Below are 17,789 nucleotides of genomic sequence, written 5' to 3'. Positions count from 1 at the left end.
GCCGTCATGACGCTGCTCAGTCACCTGAAAATCCGCACCAAGCTCGCCAGCATGGTCTGTCTCGCAGCGCTCACGGTCACCGCGCTCATCGTTGCATCGGCCTATCTCAGCAAGACCCGCATGCTCGACGATCGCGCGCGCCAGATGCAGACGGCGGTCGATCTGCTGCACGGCTTCGCGCAATCGCTCCATGACGAGGTCGCGGCCGGCAAGATGACGCTCGCCGATGCACAGGCCCAGTTCAAGCTGCGCGGCCGGCAGATGAAGTTTGGCGGCGGCCAGGGCTATCCCGTCGTCTACACCGCCGATTCAACCGTCATGATGAACGGCGGCGCGCCTCAGCTCGAGGGCAAGAACAACGGCATCAAGGATGCCAACGGCATCGTGATCGGCGATGCCACCGTCAACACGGCGAGGCAAGCCCCTGAAGGCGCCATCCTGTCCTATCTCTTCCCGCGTCCGGGCGAGACCGTTCCGGTTCGCAAGCTGGTGTTCGCCCGCTACTTTGCGCCGTGGAACGTCGCAATTGCCTACGGCCTCTATGTCGACGACATCGACGCCGACGTGCGCGCGCTGACGCTGGAGCTGGCCGCGATCGGCGTCGGCCTGATGCTGCTGATGGCGACGCTGTCCTGGCTGATCGCCCGTGACGTGCTCGGCGCGCTCGACCGCCAGAAGAACCGCATGCAGGAGATCTCCGAAGGCGCCATCGACAGGCCGGTCGAGGAGACCGATCGCGGCGACGAGATCGGCCGTATGGCCGAGACGCTCGAAGTCCTGCGTCAGACCGCGCTGACGGCGCGCAATCTGGAGGCCGAGCAGGTCGCTACCAAGTCGCGCAGCGAGCAGGAAAAGCGCGAGGCTCTGATCGCGCTTGCCGACCGCTTCGATGCCTCGGTCGGCCAGCTCGTCGGCCTGATGGCCTCCGGCTCCGGTGCGCTCGAGACCACCGCCAAGTCGATGTCCTCGACCGCCGAAGGCACCAACCGCCGCGCCGCCGTGGTCGGCTCGGCCGCCAATGAGGCCAGCCAGCGCGTCCAGACCGTGGCCTCCGCGGCGGAAGAACTCTCCTCCTCCATCACCGAGATCAGCCGCCAGGTCGCGCAATCGGCTGAAGTCACGGGACGCGCCGTGGACAGCGCCCGCCGCACCGACACCATCGTGCGTGCACTCTCGGACGGCGCCCAGCAGATCGAGCACGTCGCCGAGCTGATCTCGAGCATCGCCGCGCAAACCAATTTGCTTGCGCTCAACGCCACCATCGAGGCCGCGCGTGCCGGTGAAGCCGGCCGCGGCTTTGCCGTCGTCGCTTCCGAAGTGAAGTCGCTGGCAAGCCAGACCGCGGAAGCCACCCGCGAGATCGGCGACAAGATCGCGCAGATCCAGGGCGCCACCAAGGAAGCGGTCGACGCCATCGGCGGCATCACCGCCACCATCGAGGAGGTCAGCCGCATCGCCACCTCGATTGGAGCTGCCATCGAGGAGCAAGGCGCCGCCACCGCCGAGATCGCCCGCAGCGTCTCGCAGACCGCGGAGGCGACCAAGGAGGTCACCACCAATATCGGCGGCGTCTCGACCGCCGCGAACGAGACCGGCAACGCCGCCGGCATGGTGCTTGCGGCGGCCAGCAGCCTCTCCAAGCAGGCCGAGCAGCTCTCCGGTGAAGTCGGAACATTCCTGAAGGGCGTGCGCGCGGCGTAGGCTGCGGGACGTCTGTCTCATCCCTCCCGCTTGCGGGAGAGGTCGGCGCGAAGCGCCGGGTGAGGGCTTTCTCCTCTAGGGGATTGTCCCGTTGTGGTGACACCCTCTCCCCAGCCCTCTCCCGCAAGCGGGAGAGGGAGCACACCTATTCCCTGGCGGCGAGCCAACCTGATCGCGTTCGAACTGTAACGAAATCAGCCCCGCTGCTACCGCCGCGCGAGGCTACAGCCGCTCGACAGCTGGCGCGTCGACCCGGTCGAGCCGTCGTTCGACTGCGACGGGAACTCCTCGAACGGCGAGTTCTGCTTGCCAGTGTTGAACTCGAAGATCTTGCGGAACACGCCCGGCACCATGGCCGAGACCGGATTGACGCGCATCACGGGCGCGGCCGGCGTACCGACGACCTCGTAGGTCACGCCGATCAGTCCCTCTTTGTCGCCACCGCCAAGGAACAGCCCGAGGACGGGAATCTGTCCGAACATGTTGTTCAACCCGTACATCGGCACGAAGGTGCCGCTCATGCAGACCTGGTTGCCGGGATAGTCGATCGAGCCCTCGATGGTGGCGCCGATCATCGGGCCCTTCACGACGCCGTCGCGGATCGTCAGCGCGCCGTTCTGCCGCGTGAATTCGGCGCGCAGCGCACTGAAGGAGACGCCGTTGCCGGTGCCGTTGGGCGCGCCCGCGGCGACGCGCTCGAGCTGCGCCTCGCCCTTCACGGTGAAGTCGCGCACGTTGATGAGGCCCTCGCGCGAGGTGTTCGGCTCCGAGGTCGGCGGCTCCATCGCCACCACCATCTGACCGCCGACCGCCTTGGTGTAGGTGTCGGTGAAGCGCAGCAGCGCGCCGGCATCGTTGGTCTGGAGGTAGATCACCTCGCGGTTGCCCTGGGCGCGGCCGCCGCGCAGGTCGGCCGCAACGGGCGTGTCGCGACCGATCTTGCCGCTCAGCGTGAAGGCCTTGATGGCGCCGCTGCGCTTCGACATCTTGGCATCGACGCTGCGCATCGCCTCGCCGTTGAAGCCGGCGACCGCACCGAGCTTCACGTCGATGTCGAAATCGACATTCTTCAGCTTGCTCTTGTCGTCCTTGGAATTGCCTGAGATCGCCGACTTCAGGAAGCCGCGGCCGTCGAACACGTCGCCACGCATGGTGCCGCGCACCACGCCGTCCTGGTTGCGCTCGACCCTCAACGACGCCTTGTCACCGTCGGACGGCGCATAGGTCGGGAAGTTCGCGTTCAGGAGGTCGCCATTCGGATCGACCTCGAGCGAGCCCTTGATCGAGGCGCCGCCGCCTTCGATGACGATGTCCTCGAAGCGGGTCGACTGCGCGGTCGGCACCACCTTGAAGCTGGCCTTGCCGGACTTGCCCGGCAGCTTGACCCAGCCGGGCAGGATATTGTCGAGCTTGACCGAGGTCAGGTCGGCCTCGACGCCGAGCTTCGTCGTCTGGTCCGGACCGCCGGCGATCTTGCCCGACACCTTGATCGGCAGCGAGCCGCTGACGGCGGGGCTGAGATCGAAGCCGAGGCGCGCGCGGCTCGCATCGTCCAGCGTCGCCTGCAATCTGACGTCGGCATCGCCCTCGGCCGGCTTGCGGTAGTCGAGCGAGGCGGCCTGCCCGTTGATCTTGACGTCGCCCTTGACCTGGTAGCCCTGGTTGCTCGCGATGATCTTGAGGCTGTTTGCCTCGAGTTTCTGGTTCATCACCAGCTTGTCGGCGGCAAAGCCGTTGAGATCGGCGGTGACGGCGTAGGTGGTGTCGGCCTTGGTCAGTTCGCCCTTGACCGGCATGCCGAGCTGGATGTTCGCCGAGAACGTGCCCTTGCTGGTGTTGGGATCGACCACGGTCGCGGACAGATCGCTCAGGCGATCATTCGAGAGCATTTCGGCCGCCGCAGGCACGGGGCCGTCGACGCGGAACCTGGTGCGCGAGGGCGACGGCTTGGGCGCCATGTCGGGCACCTCGAAGGTGAAGTCGGAGATCGTGATCTTGCGACCGGCCGGCGTGTCGGCAATGCCCTGTCCGATATTCACCGTCGCCGTGCGGCCGGTCACGCGCGCCTTGAGGTCGGCATCGTGCACGACCGGCATGCCATCCACCGGTCGGACGGCGACGCCGCTCGCGACGATGTTGACCGACAGGCCGTCATCGGGGATCGGCGGTCCCTTGCGCGGGAGATTGCGCGTCGGCGAGTTGATGCCGATCTCGATGCGCTGGAGCGTGCCGCGCTCGATCCGCTCGATCACCCATTCGCGCAATTCGGGGACGATCAGCGTCGGCCACATCCGCTTGAGCGCGGAGGCCGACATCGGCGTTCCCGCAAAGCCGAGAGTCAGCCGCGGCTCGCCCGAATAGTCGATGGCGCCGGTGCCGGCGACGCCGATCTCGCCGTTGGAGATATCGGCTTGCGTCAGCAACATGCGCTTGTGGTCGGTGTCGAAGCGGAAACCGATCGCGATGCGGTTGAAGACGAGCGGCGGCTCGTTGTCGATGCCGCCGAGAAGGATCGATCCGCCGCTGAAGCCGAGCTGCCAGTCGTTGATGTTGCCGTTGGGCGGCTCGACATGGGCCAGAAGCGTCAGACGGTTGGCGCCGGAGAGGATCTTGAATGGTGCGACCAGCACCCGCCGATTGGCGTCCCACTCGACATTGATCTCGGCGGAATCGATCGCCATCGGATAGTCGGGCGTGTCGGTGTCGATGATGTTGCCGGCGCCGACCGCGATCTTGCCGCGGAAGAAGGTCGGCACGCCGTCGCGACCGAGCTCGCCCTTGAGCTCGCCGGTCAGCGGCAGGTCGGCGGTATAGGTGAGATCCTTCACCCGCAGCGCCAGCAGGATGTTGGAGGTCGAGACCTTGTCGGCCTTGATGTCGACCGAGCGCACGCCATTCTCGGCGGGACCGATCGTGGCGCGCAGCATCCAGGGACGTGCGCCCTCCTCGCCGAGGCTGAGCGCGACGCCGCCGTGGCTCGGCCGGCGCAGGCTGAGCGTGATGTTCTCAAAGCTCCATTTGCTGCCGCGCTGCTGATCGTCGACGATCAGATTGCCGTTCTTCAGGCCGATCTCGTTGAGGTTCTGGCCGTCGAGGCCGGTCATGCTCAGACTGTCGAGCCAGTCGAGGCCCTGGAGAATTCCGCTCTGCGCGCTCGCCTGAGGCGCGGCTTGCGATGCGGCTTGAGATGGATCCTGGCCCGCGGGCGCCGTGGCGAAGGGCGGCGGCGGAACGCCGTTGCGCGGGAATGTCGGCGGCAGGCCCGCATCCTTCTTGGAGGCAACGCCGGTTGCCAGCGGTTTTGCGGTGTCGCCGGCCGAGACCGTGACGGTGCCGTCGGGCGCGATGCGGATCGCGAGCTCGGCATCGACGAGATTGAGGCTTTCCGCGCGCAGGTGCCCCATCAGCAGGCCCGCGCCCGACAGCCTCACCTCGGCCTTCGGGGCGCTGGCGACGATGGCATGGTCGCGGTCGCGCACGATGATGTCGCGGATGCGCACGGCGATACGGACCCGCCCGGCGCGCTCGATCTGGGTGCCGCCGACCTCAACCGTGTTGCCGTGGCCGATATTGTCCTCGATGGCGGCGGCAAGCCAGGGCGTCGCGATGTCGAGATTGATGGGGCCGGCGCCGAGCCGCCACCACAGCGCGCCGAAACAGCCGACGAAGATGACGATGAGGGCGCCGCCGACGACAGCCAGCCGCTTCAGCCAGCGACCGCCGCCCAGCCAGCGGCGCAGCGACCCAAAGCGATGGAAGCCCGAACTGGAACGCGACAACAGCCGGCGCGCCCGATGGCCCGCCGCCGCTTCCTGATCCGGATCCCAGTCGGCCTCGTCCCATTCCTGCGGCTGTTGTTGACCGCCGCGCCGATCGAAATCCCGATTGTAGTCCTGGGGCGACGTATTCCTTGCCATTGCCTCTCGATACAGGCGCCCGTCGTAAGATTGCGCGCCGCCGGGACCGCAGCCGTCCACGGGGCGTGAAGCCCCCTGCGCCGGCACTGCCGCCATACCTCGAATATTCCTGCTGTTCGTCATTTCGCCCCGGGAGCGCGTTCAACGAGCAGTGGGGTGGTGCGTGGAATTCCTTGTAACCATACTCCGGCGTCGTCAGACTTGCCCAGCCAAGGGCGCGATTCCGGCACACCGGACGAGAGCTGCAATACCGCTTCGGTTGACCCGCCGAAAGCGTCGAAAGGAAGGCGTATGTCCAAGAAATCCCGAAAGAAATCGTCCAAAACGCCCTCCGGCAGTCCAACGGCTAAAAAGAAGGCCCCCAAAACGAGGGCAACGACTCAAACAAAGGCCGCGAAAACACAGCGGACACCGGCGAGCAAATCAACCGCGACCATAGCAAAGACAGCATCGCATGGGGCCGCGTCGAAACAGTTAAATTCCTCCAAATCGTCGCGGCCTGCGGCGAAGCCGGTCCTGACCGAAGGTCAGAAGGCGCCCGCCTTCCGCCTGCCCCGCGATGGCGGCGGCGTGGCGACGCTGTCGGACTATGCCGGCCGGAAGCTCGTCCTGTTCTTCTACCCCCGCGCCGACACCCCCGGCTGCACCCGGGAGGCCATCGACTTCACCCGCCTAGCAGGTGCCTTCGCCGACGCCGGCACCGCCGTGCTCGGCGTCTCCGCGGATTCGTTAAAGGCCCAGGAGAAGTTTCGCGACAAGCACAGCCTCGGCGTCCCCCTGATCTCGGACGAGAAGCACGAGATGCTTGAGGCGTATGGGGCCTGGGGCGAAAAGTCCATGTACGGCAAGAGCTTCCTCGGAATTCTTCGCACCACGGTGCTGGTCGGAAACGACGGCAAAGTGGCCAGGGTCTGGCGCAATGTCCGGGTCGACGGCCATGCCGATCAGGTGCTGGAAGCGGCAAGAAGTCTTTAACCAGCCCGTTAAGTTCTAGCGGTTCCGTTTCCGGAAAATTAACCATGACCGGCCCAGATTGCTGCGGCAATTAGGCCGCAAGGAACCCATCCGACCGGCGCCGGGAGTGCCGATGTCGAAAAGTTCTGCCCAATATTCGCAGTACCCCCAGCATCATCCTCACGACCACGGACGGGTCTTCCATCGGCGTCCCGTCGCTGTCGCTGCAGCCGCCGCGATTCCCCTCTCCGACGCCGATGACGCCTACACCATCGTCCATCACGGCAAGCAGGTTCGCCTCGGTCCGGTCGTGTTCTGGATCGTGGTCGGCACGATCGTGCTGCTCGGCCTGTGGTCGGCCGCGACCGCCACCTATTTCGCTTTCCGCGACGACGTCCTGACCCGGCTGATCGCCCGCCAGGCCGAGATGCAATACGCCTATGAGGACCGCATCGCCGAGCTGCGTGCCAAGGTCGATCGCACCACCAGCCGCCAGCTGCTCGACCAGGAGCAGTTCGACCAGAAGCTCGACCAGATCATGAAGCGCCAGACGGCGCTGGAGTCCCGGGCGACGGCGCTGGGCGCCATGCCTGACGTCACCGGATCGATCCCCCGCGCGGCGCCGCAGCGTGGCGACACCGGTCAGGGCGCGACTCAGGGCACGCCAAAACCGTCGCCGATCAGCGACACCGTGATCTTCGTGGCACCGCCCGATCGCGAAGCGCGACTCGAATCGCGCGCCCCTGCCGTCCTGGCTCCGCCGAGCAGCCAGTTCGCCAAGAACCAGGGTTTCGACAATGTTCTGATCCGGCTCACGACCTCGCTCGATCAGGTCGAGCGCCGCCAGATGGCAGCGCTCAGCGCCGTCGAAGAAGGCATGGATTCGCGCATGCGCCGGATGCGCGGCGTCGTCAGCGATCTCGGCCTCAACCTCGCCAGCCTCGAAGCCGCCGTGCCGCGCAGCGCGATGGGCGGCCCGTTCGTCCCGGTCAAGCTGACGGCCAATGCCGGGCCGTTCGAGAAGCAGCTCAATCGCATCAACACGACCCGCGCCGAGATGGATCGTCTCAATCGCACGCTGGCGCTGGTGCCGTATCGCAAGCCCGTCATCGGCGAGGTCGAGTTCACCTCCGGTTTCGGCGTGCGCAGCGATCCCTTCCTGGGTCGGCCCGCGATGCACACCGGTCTCGACTTCCGCGCCGCCACCGGCGATCCCGTCCGCGTCACCGCCTATGGCAAGGTGGTCTCGGCCGGCTGGTCCGGCGGCTACGGCCGCATGATCGAGGTCGATCACGGCAACGGACTGTCGACCCGCTACGGCCATCTCTCCGAGATCAGCGTCAAGGTCGGCGAGATCGTGAAGATCGGTCAGGTCGTTGGTCTCGTCGGCTCGACCGGCCGTTCCACCGGTCCGCACCTGCATTACGAAACCCGCATCGACGGCGAAGCCGTCGACCCGCAGAAGTTCTTGCGCGCGGGCGTGCGCCTCAGCGCGGGCTAAACCGAAGCTCGTCTGTTTCGGCGTGTGCGAACCAGCTCAGCGCCGGCCCCCGCCCATCCCGCCTCCGGGACCGCCAAAGCCTCCGCCACCCATTCCGCCGCCAGGACCCATCGGCCCGCCGGGCGAGCCCATGCCGCCGGGGCCGGACGGGCCGCCGGGTCCGGTCGGCGCGGAGCCGGGATTTGCACCGGGGGGCGATCCGGGCGCAGGCGCGCCGGCCGGGCCGGGCTGACCGCCGCCGGGATTCGGCGTGCCGCGATTCGGATGCAGGATCGAGCCACCCGGCGACCGGTTGGGATTGCCGACACCACCGGGCGCCTGCTTCGGCGATCCCGGGAATTGGCTGACGGCTTGAGCCGAATCCACCTGGAGACCGCGCGAGCGATCGAACGCGCCGTTGACCACCATGCGCGCTTCGCCCGCCGCGGGCCCGAAGCGCGAGCCGTCACGGGCGATCAGCCCCGAGCCGAGCTGGAGGTTGGCGCCCGCCCGCTGCACATAGGCCTCGATCGACAGCCGGCTCGCACCGACAAGATCCGAGAAATCGTCGATCCGCGTGCGTGCGGCCTGCATCGCGCCCTGGCTCACGCTGCCCTCGATCTGGACGCGCTGGCCGACCAAAAGCGGATCGATTCCGTTCAGCTTGAGCCTGCCGATATGTAGACCATCAGGCCCGCGCTCCACCAGACCGGTGACGCGTGCGGCCGCATCGCGGCGCGGCTCGACCAGGCTTGCGACGATGACACCATCGGTGCGGCGCAGACCAAAGACGGCGACCTGCGTGCCCGCACGGAGCTTGCTCTCCTTGTCGCCTGTGACGATCTTCTGGCCGAGCACCGTCAGCTCGTTGCCCCTCACCTGCTCGACCGGCCCTGCGACCTCGCTCGCGATCGCGATGTTGCGTGTGACCAGCGTGCCGTCGGCCTGCCGGGTTGCAACCACGCGCGCGAGCTGGCCGATGCGCAAGGCATTGGCGCTGGCCGGCTCGCCGTCGATGCGGACCGGGACGTCGTTGGCATAGGTGACGCGCTCGCCGTTGACGTAGATGCTGCCGAAGCGCTGGATCACGCCGACGATGCCGGTGCCGCCGATGCCGTGATCATCGCCGCGCGTGATTCCGGTGCCGCCGATGCCCTGGTCGGTACCGCGCTTGACCTGCGCGCGGGCCATCGCCGTGCCGGCGAGCCAGAACCCCATCAACAGCAGACGGCGGGAGATCAGCGGCGGCCGGCTCATGAACCGCCCTCTTTGCCGGCGTTCTTGCCGCTTTCCTTGCCGCTTTCCTTGCCGCTTTCCTTGCCGTTTTCCTTGGCCTCGCTCTCCTCGTCGGCGTCCTCGCTGTAGATGTAGATGCCGAAATTCCAGCGGGCGTCACCGCCCTTGTCCTTGACAAGGGCGCGGTTGGCCTCGCGGTTGGCGGTCTTCAGCGCGTCCATGGCGAGCTCGCGCGAACGGGCCTCGAGGCGCCGCGCCAGCTTCGGCGAGATGTTGTTGTAATGCACCGCGCGTTCGAGGAAGCGTGGCCCATCCGAGACGTTCTGCGCGGCGGCCGCGATGTGGTCGTGCAGGTTGCGGCCGAGATAATGCCACTTGCTGTCGTCCTCACCGCTCGGGACGAACGCGGCCTCGACCAGCTCGATCTCGTCGGCTTCGTTGATCGTGACGAGCTTGCGGTCGACCCACTCGTCGAGCACCGCTCGCGGGCGAACGTCCTTGGTGACGGAAGCGACGAGCTGCTCGAATGACGGCGCATCGCCTTCGGCCGTGCGCGGCAGCGCCAGCGGCTCGCCCTTCGCGTCCGTGAATTCGGGCGCGGCGAGCCAGCGCGCAATCACGGCGCTGGTCAGCGACACCGCTGCCGGGGCTTCGTGCACCGGCGCGCCCGCGCCGCGCAGCCGCGCCACCTCCTTGCGGTGGATGCCGGTGAGCAGGCTGACGCGGCTGTCGGTCTGCTCCTTTCCCTCGAGCGCGAAATCGTGCTCGGCGACGTTGACGAACAGCTCGCGAAGCAATTGCGCCAGCGCCGGAAAGGTCATGCCGCTGCGGATGCAGAGCCGCACCAGCGGGCGCAGCAGCCGCGCCAGCGGCGCGTGCAGCTTCGCGGCGGCATTCGGCTGTGGTGCCGCTGCTTTCGACCCGGGCTTGGCATTCATGTCTGGATTGTAGCGATCTGCGGCGTGGGACACAATCCCACTTTTCCCTGATTGCCGATTGACGTGGTAAATTTTCCCACATATACGGAACACCACTGAGGGCGCGACGTAGAGGGACTCACACCCATGGCAGACCGCTTGGTCCGCATTTCCAGTTCACCGCATGCTGTGCCGATTTCCGCTTGGGGGCATGGCGCAATCGAGCCGATGCTGCCGGCGCTGCTACGCGGAGTGATCTTCATCTCGGTGCTGGCCGCACCGTTCCTCGCAGCGCTTCTCGCAGGCTGACCGCGATCATGCATCACACCAGCGAAACCCCGCGCCGTCCGTCGGTGCTGCACATCTTCAAGATCTACTATCCCGACCTGTTCGGCGGCACGCTCACGGTGATCCGCGACATCTGCGCGAGCCTGAAGGATGCCTTTGCCTCCGCCGTGCTGGTCTGTTCGCAATCGGCCGAGAGGCGCGAGATCGTCGTCAACGACGTGCCGGTCGAGCGCGTGCGCTCGTTCGGCAATGTGCTGTCGATGCCCGCGGCCCCGACCTATCCCTGGCGTCTCTGGCGCAAGATCGCCGAGCACGATCTGCTCGCGCTCCACGCCCCCTTCCCGCTGGCGGACCTCGTCTTCGCCTTCGGATTCGGCGCGAAGCGGCCGCTGGTCGTGCATTGGCACGCCGACATCGTCACCCATGCCGGCTTGCGCTGGTTCATCGAGCCGCTGATGCGGCGGACGCTCCGGCGCGCCAAGGCGATCATCGTCTCGGACCACGTGCTGGTCGACAACACGCCGCTGCTGCGCGAATTCGAGGACAAATGCCACGTCGTGCCGTTCGGCATCGACACCTCGGGCTATGACTGGCCGAAGATCGAGCCGCACCACGTCAACGACCGCGGCCGGCTCGTGCTCGCCTGCGGCCGTCTCGTGCCCTACAAGGGTTTTGACGTGCTCATCCGCGCCGCGGCTGCGCACAATTTCGAGACCTGGATCATCGGCGAGGGTGTCGAGCGGCCGCGGCTCGAGCAATTGATCCAGGAACTCGGTCTCGGTGACCGCGTTCGCCTGATCGGCTCGGTCAGCGATTGCGAGCGCATCAAGCTGATGTGCCTCGCCGACGTCTTCGTGATGCCGTCAGTGACCAATGCCGAGACCTTCGGCCTCGTCCAGCTCGAGGCCATGGCTGCCGGCCGCCCGGTCGTGAACACGGCGCTCGACACGGCGGTGCCGCGCGTCGCCCGTCACGGCATGGAAGCGATCACCGTGCCGCCGGGCGATGCCGAGAAGCTGGGCGAGGCCATTGACACCCTGATCCGGGATCCCGAGCGGCGCCGCCGCATGGGACTTGCGGCGCGCTCGCGCGCCCTCTCCCGCTATTCGGCCACGGCCTTCAAGCAGGGCATGGAGACCGTCTACCGCAACGCCGTCGCCGCCTCGAGCGAGGAGCGATCCACGACCGCCGAGCCGCCGCAGGCGACCGGCTGGCTGGACACGGTCCGGATCGCGGCGGCACTCGCCTGGTCCGACATGCGGCACCGCTATGTGCGCTCGCTGCTCGGCCCGTTCTGGATGTCGCTCCAGATGGCGATCGTGGTCGTGGTGCTGGGCTCGGTGATCGGCCAGATGTCCAACACCAACATGCTGGCGCGCCTGCCGATGCTGGCGCTGTCGATGACCGCCTGGACCTTCCTCAACGGCGTGGTGCTGGACGCGACCACCGCGCTCCAGAACTCGGCGAGCCTGATCCGCGACCGGGCCCTGCCGCCCGTCATCTTCCTGCTGCAATGCACGTTCCGTCAGGCGCTGTTCGCGCTCCACAACGCCTGTGTTCCGCTGCTGCTGTGGCTCGCCTTCTCGCCCCACGACCTCTCTCACGCGCTCGCGGCGCTGCCCGGTCTGCTGCTGTTCGTCGCCTGCACCTTCGCCCTGAGCCTCGTTCTCGGCGCCATGGCGACGCGCTATCGCGACCTCAAGCCGATCATCGAATCCACGCTGATGCTCGCCTTTCTGGCCTCGCCCGTGATCTGGTCGTCCGAGATGATCAACCACCGCTCGACGGTGATGCGGCTCAATCCGCTGACGCATCTGTTCGCGGTGTGGCGAGAGCCGCTGGCGGGCGGCCCTGTCGATCCCGTCAGCATCGTCTACGTCCTCGTCGCGCTGGCGCTCCTGGTCTTTGCGAGCGTGCTGACGCTGGTCCATCTGCGCAAAGCCGCATTCTGGATCTGACGCATGGTCTCGGTCACTCTTCGCAACGTCTGTCTCGACTATCCGCTCTACGGCGCCTACGACTTCTCGCTGAAGCGCCGGCTGCTCGGGCACCTCATCCGCGAGCCGGGCGAGATGCGGATGATCCGGGCCGTCGACGATGTCACGATCGAGGCCGAAGCAGGCAGCCGCATCGGGCTCGCCGGTCCCAACGGCTCCGGCAAGTCGACGCTGCTGCGGCTGATCGCCGGCGTCTATCCGCCGAGCAGCGGCAGCATCGCGCTCCAGGGCAACGTCGTGCCCCTGCTCGGCCTCAACGCCGGCGTCAACCTCGACTTCGTGGCGGAGGACAACATCGCGCTGCTGCTGCGGATCAGCGGCCGCAAGCCGACCCGCGCCGTGATCGACGAGATCTGGGCCTTCACCGAGCTCGAGCCCCGCATGCAGCGGCTGCCGCTGCGGATGTTCTCCTCGGGGATGCTGATGCGGGTGTTGTTTGCGACCGCGACCGCCTTTCCGGCCGACATCCTGCTGCTCGACGAATGGCTCAGCGTGGTCGACGAGCACTTTGCGGAGAAGGCGCAGGAGCGGCTGCTGAACATGGTGTCGCGGGCGGCGATCGTGATCATCGCCTCGCACGACCAGCCGCTGCTGCGCCGCACCTGCACCAGCATCATCAATCTCGATCACGGCCGCATCGCCTCGACCGTCACGGTCGAGCCGCCGGCAACGCACACCTTTGAGCTCCGCGAGAAACGCGCATGAAACAGAACATCCTCGTCGTCTCCGAGTCGCTCGGACAACCCAACCACAAGCGCGGCATCTTCCATTTCACGCGCGAGCTGGTTCGTTCGCTCGCCTCGGAGGGTCACGAACTCACGCTGCTCGTGGAGACCTCGAAGCGCTACCGCAAACTGTTGCGGCGCGAGCGGCGCACAAAACTGTTCGCGGCGCAGTCCCGCAACATCGAGCTGCTTGCTCTTTATCGCTTCCTCGACGAAGTCAACGTGAGCGGGCCGGTGATGCTCAGCGGCTCGCGCCGCAAGTTCGACTGGCTCCGTCATAGGGCCGGAATGTTGCTGTCGCGGGACAACATCCTCTGCCTCCTGCGCGCAATCGGCCTGCGTGGCCTGAACGCGCACCTGATCGAGAACCGGCCCGCCGCGCTCGAATACATTCCGCCGGACCTGAGCCACCTCGAACTGTTCGGCGACTTTCAGCTCGAGCCCGGGTTCTTCAACTATCAGGACTCCTCGGCCTTCTTCCTGCTCCCACCGCCGCGGATCGACGCGCGCGACTACGACGTGATCGTCGTGGACACCCCGACCCGCGTGGCGATCAAGCGCAGGCCGGACGCCAAGGTGATCTGCGTCGTCCACGACCTGCTGCCGCTCACCGATCTCAAGCTCAGCGACATCGCCACGCGGCAATTCCTGGCGCGAATCCGCACCAGCCTGCGCCAGGCCGACGAGCTCGCCTTCGTTTCAAACTACAGCATGATGCGGTTCAGGGAACTGTTGCCGCAATTTGCGCACCTACCGGCGCGGGTCGTGTATCCCCGCACCCGGTTCGACGCCCCGGATGTCCTGCACCTTCCAGCCCCGTCGGGGCGTCCGGGGCGGCCGAGCTTCGTCGTCATCGTCTCGAACGAGCCGCGCAAGAACGTCGCCGCCGTCGTCCGCGCCTTCCGTGGCGTGCCCCAGGCCGAGCTCGTCGTGATCGGCTATGCCGGCGAGATCAGCCGGATGCGCAATCTCCCGCCCAACGTCCGCTTCGCCGGCTATGTCGACGAGCACGAGAAGGCCGCCTTGATCTCGGAGGCGCACGGCCTGATCATGCCGAGCCTTGCCGAAGGTTTTGGCGTGCCGATCATCGAGGCGTTGGCCGCGAACACGCCGGTGCTGTGCTCGGACATCGCGGTCTTCCGCGAGGTCGCGGGCGAGCTTGCCGACTATTTCGACCCGTATTCGACGGACTCGATCGCCGCCTCCGTCACCCGCGTGTTGACGCGGCAGGAGGAGTGGCGCGGCAAGATCCGGGCGCGGCGCCAGGAGCTCGCGAAACGCTTCGGCTACGAGACCCAGGCCCGCGATTTCCTCGGCCGCCAGGTGCCCGCGGAAAGGCTGGTCGCCGCGCCGGTCGCATCGTACGGATGACGGCCGAATCCGCGACGTGGTCCGGTCCCGCCGATCGGCAAGCCGGCCGGACGGGATGGCAGAGCTGGCGCAACCCGGCCGCGCTGCTCCGGGCGGCCGATGTGCTCGTCATCCTGATCGCGGCATCGCTGCCATGGTCCACAACGGCGCCTTCGATCTTCGTCGGGCTCTGGCTGCTCGCGGTGACGCCGACCATCGTCTGGCGCGACTATGCGCGCCAGCTCGCGCGCCCGGCGTTCGCCCTGCCCTTCGCGCTTCTGGTACTCGCGCTCCTCGGCACGCTGTGGTCGGAGGGTGCGTGGGCGGACCGGCTGCATGCGATCAAGCCGGTCGCAAAGCTCGTGCTGATTCCGCCGCTGCTCTACCATTTCAGCCGATCCGAGCGCGGCTTACACGTCTGCATCGCCTTTCTCGCCTCCTGCGCGCTGCTTGCCGTGTTCTCCTGGATCGTGCTGCTCGACCCCGCCTGGAAGATCACCGCGACGGCGTCACCAGGCGTTCCCGTCAAGAACTACATCGACCAGAGCCAGGAGTTCACGCTGTGCGCCTTTGCGCTTGCGCTGCCGGCGCTGACCTTCTGGCGCGGCGGACGCGCGGTCGCAACACTCGTCTGCCTGGCACTGATCCTGCTGTTCGTCACCAACATGGTGTTCGTCGCCGCGGCCCGCACCGCCCTGCTCTGCATCGCGGTGCTGCTGGCCTTGTTCGCCTGGAAGCATCTAAGCCGCCGGGCGGCGCTGGTCCTGCTTGCGGGCGCAGTCACTGCGAGCCTGCTGGCCTGGACGACGTCGCCCTATCTGCGCCAGCGCATCACCGACATCGCCATCGAATACCGCCACGGCCACGAGGACATCAGCCGCGCCTCGACCGCGCAGCGGCTGACCTATTGGCGCAAGGCGCTTCACGCCTTCACTGAGGCGCCTCTGATCGGCCATGGCACCGGCTCGATCAAGCGCCAGTTCGAGCGCGCCGCCACGAGCGAGAGCAGCCTCGCTGCGGAGGTCGTCAGCAACCCGCACAACCAGACCCTCAACGTCGCGATGCAATGGGGCCTGTTGGGCGTCGTCCTGCTCTACGCGATGTGGATCGCGCAGCTGCGGCTGTTCCTCGGCGAAGGCCTGGCCGCCTGGATCGGCCTCGCCGTCGTCGTGCAGAACATCGCGAGCTCATTGCTCAACTCGCATCTGTTCGATTTCCACGAGGGCTGGATGTATGTCCTCGGCGTCGGCGTTGCCGGCGGCATGGTCCTGAAGGCGAAACCCAGCAGCGAGACCTCGCGATCTTCCTCGGGGTCAAGCGGCGGATCGGGAGCTCACGCGGCGCAGGAAGCCGAACGCGCGCCCGTCGATCACCAGCAACGCGCTGCCGATGACGATGGCGCCGGCGATCTCGCGCATGGAGATCGGCTCGCCCAGCACCAGCCAGCCCAGCAGGATGGCGGTGACGGGAATGAGCAGCGTCACCAGCATGACATTGCTCGCGCCCGAGCGCCGTATGATCTGAAAGAAGACGATGTAGGCGAGCGCCGTTGAGAGGGCGGCGAGGCCAAGCACCGCGAGCCAGGTCGTGAGGCCCGGCATCGGCAGGTACCACGGTTGCTCCACCACGCCGGCGACGACCGCCATCATGATCGTCGATGCCATCAATTGAAACGTCGCCGTTCCAAGCGGCGGAGAGTCCTTCAACAGCCGCCGCGCCGCCAGTGCCGCAAAGCCGTAGCTGAGGGCCCCGCCGAGGCAAAGCAGGATGCCGAGCCCTTTCCCCGGCCTCGTCTCGATGCCCCATCCGCGCAGGATGATCACGCCGAGAAGCCCGAGCGCAACGCCGGCCAGGCGCCGCATCTGCAATGCCTCCTCGCCAGCCCCGGCCATGACGATCACCGTGAACAACGGCGTGGTGGCATTCAGGATCGAAGCCAGTCCGCTCGGGATGAAGGTCTGGCCGATCACGATCAGCGAGAACGGGATGACGTTGTTGAGCAGTCCGATCGCGCAGAACGGCTTCCAGCCCATCATGCCCTTGGGAAGGCCGATACTCTGCGCGCGCAGCAATGGAAGCAGAATAGCGGCACCGAGCGCGACGCGCAAAAACACCAGCGTCAGCGGCGGCAATTCCCGCAGAGCCGCGCCGTTGAAGAAGAACGAGCCGCCCCAGAGGACGGAGAGCACCGCAAGCAGCGACCAGTCTCGCGCGTCGATCCGGTTGTCTCTCGCAGGCATGGCGTCTCACATCGGTGATCCAACCTGCCGCCTAGTACGGCGCAGCGGACGGTGCCACCCGATTTCCGAGATGGCCCCTAAGGGCCCGCGCTCTGGCTCCCGTCACCATTACGCGCCTCGCCGGCGATATCGGCAACAACCGCCCCGATGACCAGCGCGCCGCCAACGAGCGCGTGCACGGCGGGTACCTCGCGGAATGCAACCCAGATCCAGAACGGCATCAAGGGCGTCTCCAGCGTCGCGATCAGGGAGGCCTGCCCTGATGGCAGCAGGCGCGAGCCGAGCATGTAGAACGTCAGGCCGAGCGCGACCTGAAGGCAGCCGAACATCGCGAGGATTGCGAGGCTATGGCCGCTGACATGGGCGATGTCGCGGGCGAACGGAAGACTGACGAAACTTCCCAGGAAGTTGGAGAGCGCGGCTGCCGCCACCATCGACGTCTCCCGGTGACGCCGAACGACGACCGTCATGGCGGAGATGGCGAGCACCATCAGGCAGCTCAGCGCGACACCGCCGATGTCGGCGCCGGCTGCGATGCCGCCGACGGTCACCACCACGCCCGCAAAGGCAATCAGGCTCGCGAACAGCGTGCGCCAGCTCGCGGCCTCACCGAGCCACAGCCACGCCAGCGCCGCCGCGACGAACGGCTGCGTCGCAATCAGCACCGCCACATTCATCACCTTGGTCATCTGAAGCGCGGGAATGAAGGAGACCATGCCGATCGCGGACAATGACGCGACGATCAAGCCTCCCTTCCCCGGCGCCACGAACTGCCGCAGGCCGGCGCGGCCTTGCATCACCACGAGAAACACCGTGATCAGGCTGCCGGCGAACAGGCCGCGCCAGAACAAAATGGTCCACGGATCGAACGGCAGCAGCCGGGTGAAGAACGGCGCGGTGCTCCAGGCGGTCGCGGCGGCGATGACGAGGGCAATGCCGAGACCGCGTTCCGAACGAGGCTGCCCCATGTTCGATGCGCCCGGC

General features: G+C 67.0%; 12 protein-coding genes and 1 pseudogene. 8 read left to right on the top strand and 5 right to left on the bottom strand.

Features of this window, described 5'->3' with window-relative positions; all coding sequences use genetic code 11:
- The first annotated feature begins 6 nt into the window (after positions 1-6).
- A complete protein-coding gene (locus ACVJ19_RS28555) occupies positions 7-1,701 on the top strand; it encodes a methyl-accepting chemotaxis protein (protein WP_453952522.1) in 1,695 nt (564 codons plus the stop codon).
- A gap of 206 nt (positions 1,702-1,907) precedes the next feature.
- On the opposite strand, the gene ACVJ19_RS28550 is transcribed toward ACVJ19_RS28555, so the two are convergent.
- Entirely contained in the window at positions 1,908-5,714 is a 3,807-nt protein-coding gene (locus ACVJ19_RS28550; protein WP_453952521.1) for a YhdP family protein, read from the bottom strand.
- A gap of 195 nt (positions 5,715-5,909) precedes the next feature.
- Between ACVJ19_RS28550 and ACVJ19_RS28545 the strand changes: the two genes are divergently transcribed.
- Together ACVJ19_RS28545 and ACVJ19_RS28540 are read left to right on the top strand one after the other, a co-directional pair.
- A complete protein-coding gene (locus ACVJ19_RS28545; protein ID WP_453952520.1) occupies positions 5,910-6,593 on the top strand; it encodes a redoxin domain-containing protein in 684 nt (227 codons plus the stop codon).
- Positions 6,594-6,705: 112 nt separating this feature from the next.
- Positions 6,706-8,073: a peptidoglycan DD-metalloendopeptidase family protein gene (locus ACVJ19_RS28540; RefSeq protein WP_453952519.1), complete on the top strand. Its 1,368-nt coding sequence runs from the start codon at positions 6,706-6,708 to the stop codon at positions 8,071-8,073.
- Positions 8,074-8,109: 36 nt separating this feature from the next.
- Here ACVJ19_RS28540 and ACVJ19_RS28535 read toward each other — a convergent pair whose 3' ends face one another.
- Together ACVJ19_RS28535 and ACVJ19_RS28530 are read right to left on the bottom strand one after the other, a co-directional pair.
- Positions 8,110-9,309 carry a DUF5666 domain-containing protein gene (locus ACVJ19_RS28535; protein WP_453952518.1) on the bottom strand — a complete coding sequence of 400 codons (1,200 nt, stop codon included), beginning with the start codon at positions 9,307-9,309 and terminating at the stop codon, positions 8,110-8,112.
- Positions 9,306-10,226 (bottom strand): DUF6502 family protein, encoded by a 921-nt coding sequence (locus ACVJ19_RS28530; RefSeq protein ID WP_453955229.1) that lies wholly within the window; start codon positions 10,224-10,226, stop codon positions 9,306-9,308. The genes ACVJ19_RS28535 and ACVJ19_RS28530 overlap by 4 nt, the downstream gene beginning before the upstream one ends.
- A 126-nt stretch (positions 10,227-10,352) precedes the next feature.
- Here ACVJ19_RS28530 and ACVJ19_RS28525 point away from each other — a divergent pair, with 126 nt between their 5' ends.
- From ACVJ19_RS28525 to ACVJ19_RS28505, 5 genes and pseudogenes are all read left to right on the top strand, one after another.
- Positions 10,353-10,514 carry a hypothetical protein gene (locus ACVJ19_RS28525; protein WP_453952517.1) on the top strand — a complete coding sequence of 54 codons (162 nt, stop codon included), beginning with the start codon at positions 10,353-10,355 and terminating at the stop codon, positions 10,512-10,514.
- Between the two features lie 8 nt (positions 10,515-10,522).
- Positions 10,523-12,451 carry a glycosyltransferase gene (locus ACVJ19_RS28520; protein WP_453952516.1) on the top strand — a complete coding sequence of 643 codons (1,929 nt, stop codon included), beginning with the start codon at positions 10,523-10,525 and terminating at the stop codon, positions 12,449-12,451.
- Positions 12,452-12,454: 3 nt separating this feature from the next.
- Positions 12,455-13,195 carry an ABC transporter ATP-binding protein gene (locus ACVJ19_RS28515; RefSeq protein ID WP_453952515.1) on the top strand — a complete coding sequence of 247 codons (741 nt, stop codon included), beginning with the start codon at positions 12,455-12,457 and terminating at the stop codon, positions 13,193-13,195.
- A complete protein-coding gene (locus ACVJ19_RS28510; RefSeq protein WP_453952514.1) occupies positions 13,192-14,586 on the top strand; it encodes a glycosyltransferase family 4 protein in 1,395 nt (464 codons plus the stop codon). The genes ACVJ19_RS28515 and ACVJ19_RS28510 overlap by 4 nt, the downstream gene beginning before the upstream one ends.
- Positions 14,583-15,857: pseudogene (locus ACVJ19_RS28505) on the top strand (O-antigen ligase family protein); the annotation flags it as partial. The gene ACVJ19_RS28510 and the pseudogene ACVJ19_RS28505, both read left to right, overlap by 4 nt.
- Positions 15,858-15,878: 21 nt before the next feature.
- Here ACVJ19_RS28505 and ACVJ19_RS28500 read toward each other — a convergent pair.
- Positions 15,879-16,805, bottom strand: a complete 927-nt coding sequence (locus ACVJ19_RS28500) for a DMT family transporter (protein WP_453952513.1) — start codon at positions 16,803-16,805, stop codon at positions 15,879-15,881.
- 77 nt (positions 16,806-16,882) lie between these two features.
- Positions 16,883-17,773, bottom strand: a complete 891-nt coding sequence (locus ACVJ19_RS28495; RefSeq protein ID WP_453952512.1) for a DMT family transporter — start codon at positions 17,771-17,773, stop codon at positions 16,883-16,885.
- Between the last annotated feature and the right edge of the window lie 16 nt (positions 17,774-17,789).

The sequence above is a fragment of the Bradyrhizobium sp. USDA 376 genome (genome assembly GCF_054063675.1).
The sequence above is the reverse complement of the archived record's forward strand: the minus strand, read 5'-3'. Positions and strand labels throughout refer to the sequence as shown.

Coding starts and splice junctions, on each gene's coding strand:
- ACVJ19_RS28540 (WP_453952519.1), top strand. CDS start 6,706: ATGTCGAAAAGTTCTGCCCAATATTCGCAGTACCCCCAGCATCATCCT.
- ACVJ19_RS28495 (WP_453952512.1), bottom strand. CDS start 17,773: ATGGGGCAGCCTCGTTCGGAACGCGGTCTCGGCATTGCCCTCGTCATC.
- ACVJ19_RS28555 (WP_453952522.1), top strand. CDS start 7: ATGACGCTGCTCAGTCACCTGAAAATCCGCACCAAGCTCGCCAGCATG.
- ACVJ19_RS28515 (WP_453952515.1), top strand. CDS start 12,455: ATGGTCTCGGTCACTCTTCGCAACGTCTGTCTCGACTATCCGCTCTAC.
- ACVJ19_RS28520 (WP_453952516.1), top strand. CDS start 10,523: ATGCATCACACCAGCGAAACCCCGCGCCGTCCGTCGGTGCTGCACATC.
- ACVJ19_RS28535 (WP_453952518.1), bottom strand. CDS start 9,309: ATGAGCCGGCCGCCGCTGATCTCCCGCCGTCTGCTGTTGATGGGGTTC.
- ACVJ19_RS28525 (WP_453952517.1), top strand. CDS start 10,353: ATGGCAGACCGCTTGGTCCGCATTTCCAGTTCACCGCATGCTGTGCCG.
- ACVJ19_RS28510 (WP_453952514.1), top strand. CDS start 13,192: ATGAAACAGAACATCCTCGTCGTCTCCGAGTCGCTCGGACAACCCAAC.
- ACVJ19_RS28550 (WP_453952521.1), bottom strand. CDS start 5,714: ATGGCGGCAGTGCCGGCGCAGGGGGCTTCACGCCCCGTGGACGGCTGC.
- ACVJ19_RS28500 (WP_453952513.1), bottom strand. CDS start 16,805: ATGCCTGCGAGAGACAACCGGATCGACGCGCGAGACTGGTCGCTGCTT.
- ACVJ19_RS28545 (WP_453952520.1), top strand. CDS start 5,910: ATGTCCAAGAAATCCCGAAAGAAATCGTCCAAAACGCCCTCCGGCAGT.
- ACVJ19_RS28530 (WP_453955229.1), bottom strand. CDS start 10,226: ATGAATGCCAAGCCCGGGTCGAAAGCAGCGGCACCACAGCCGAATGCC.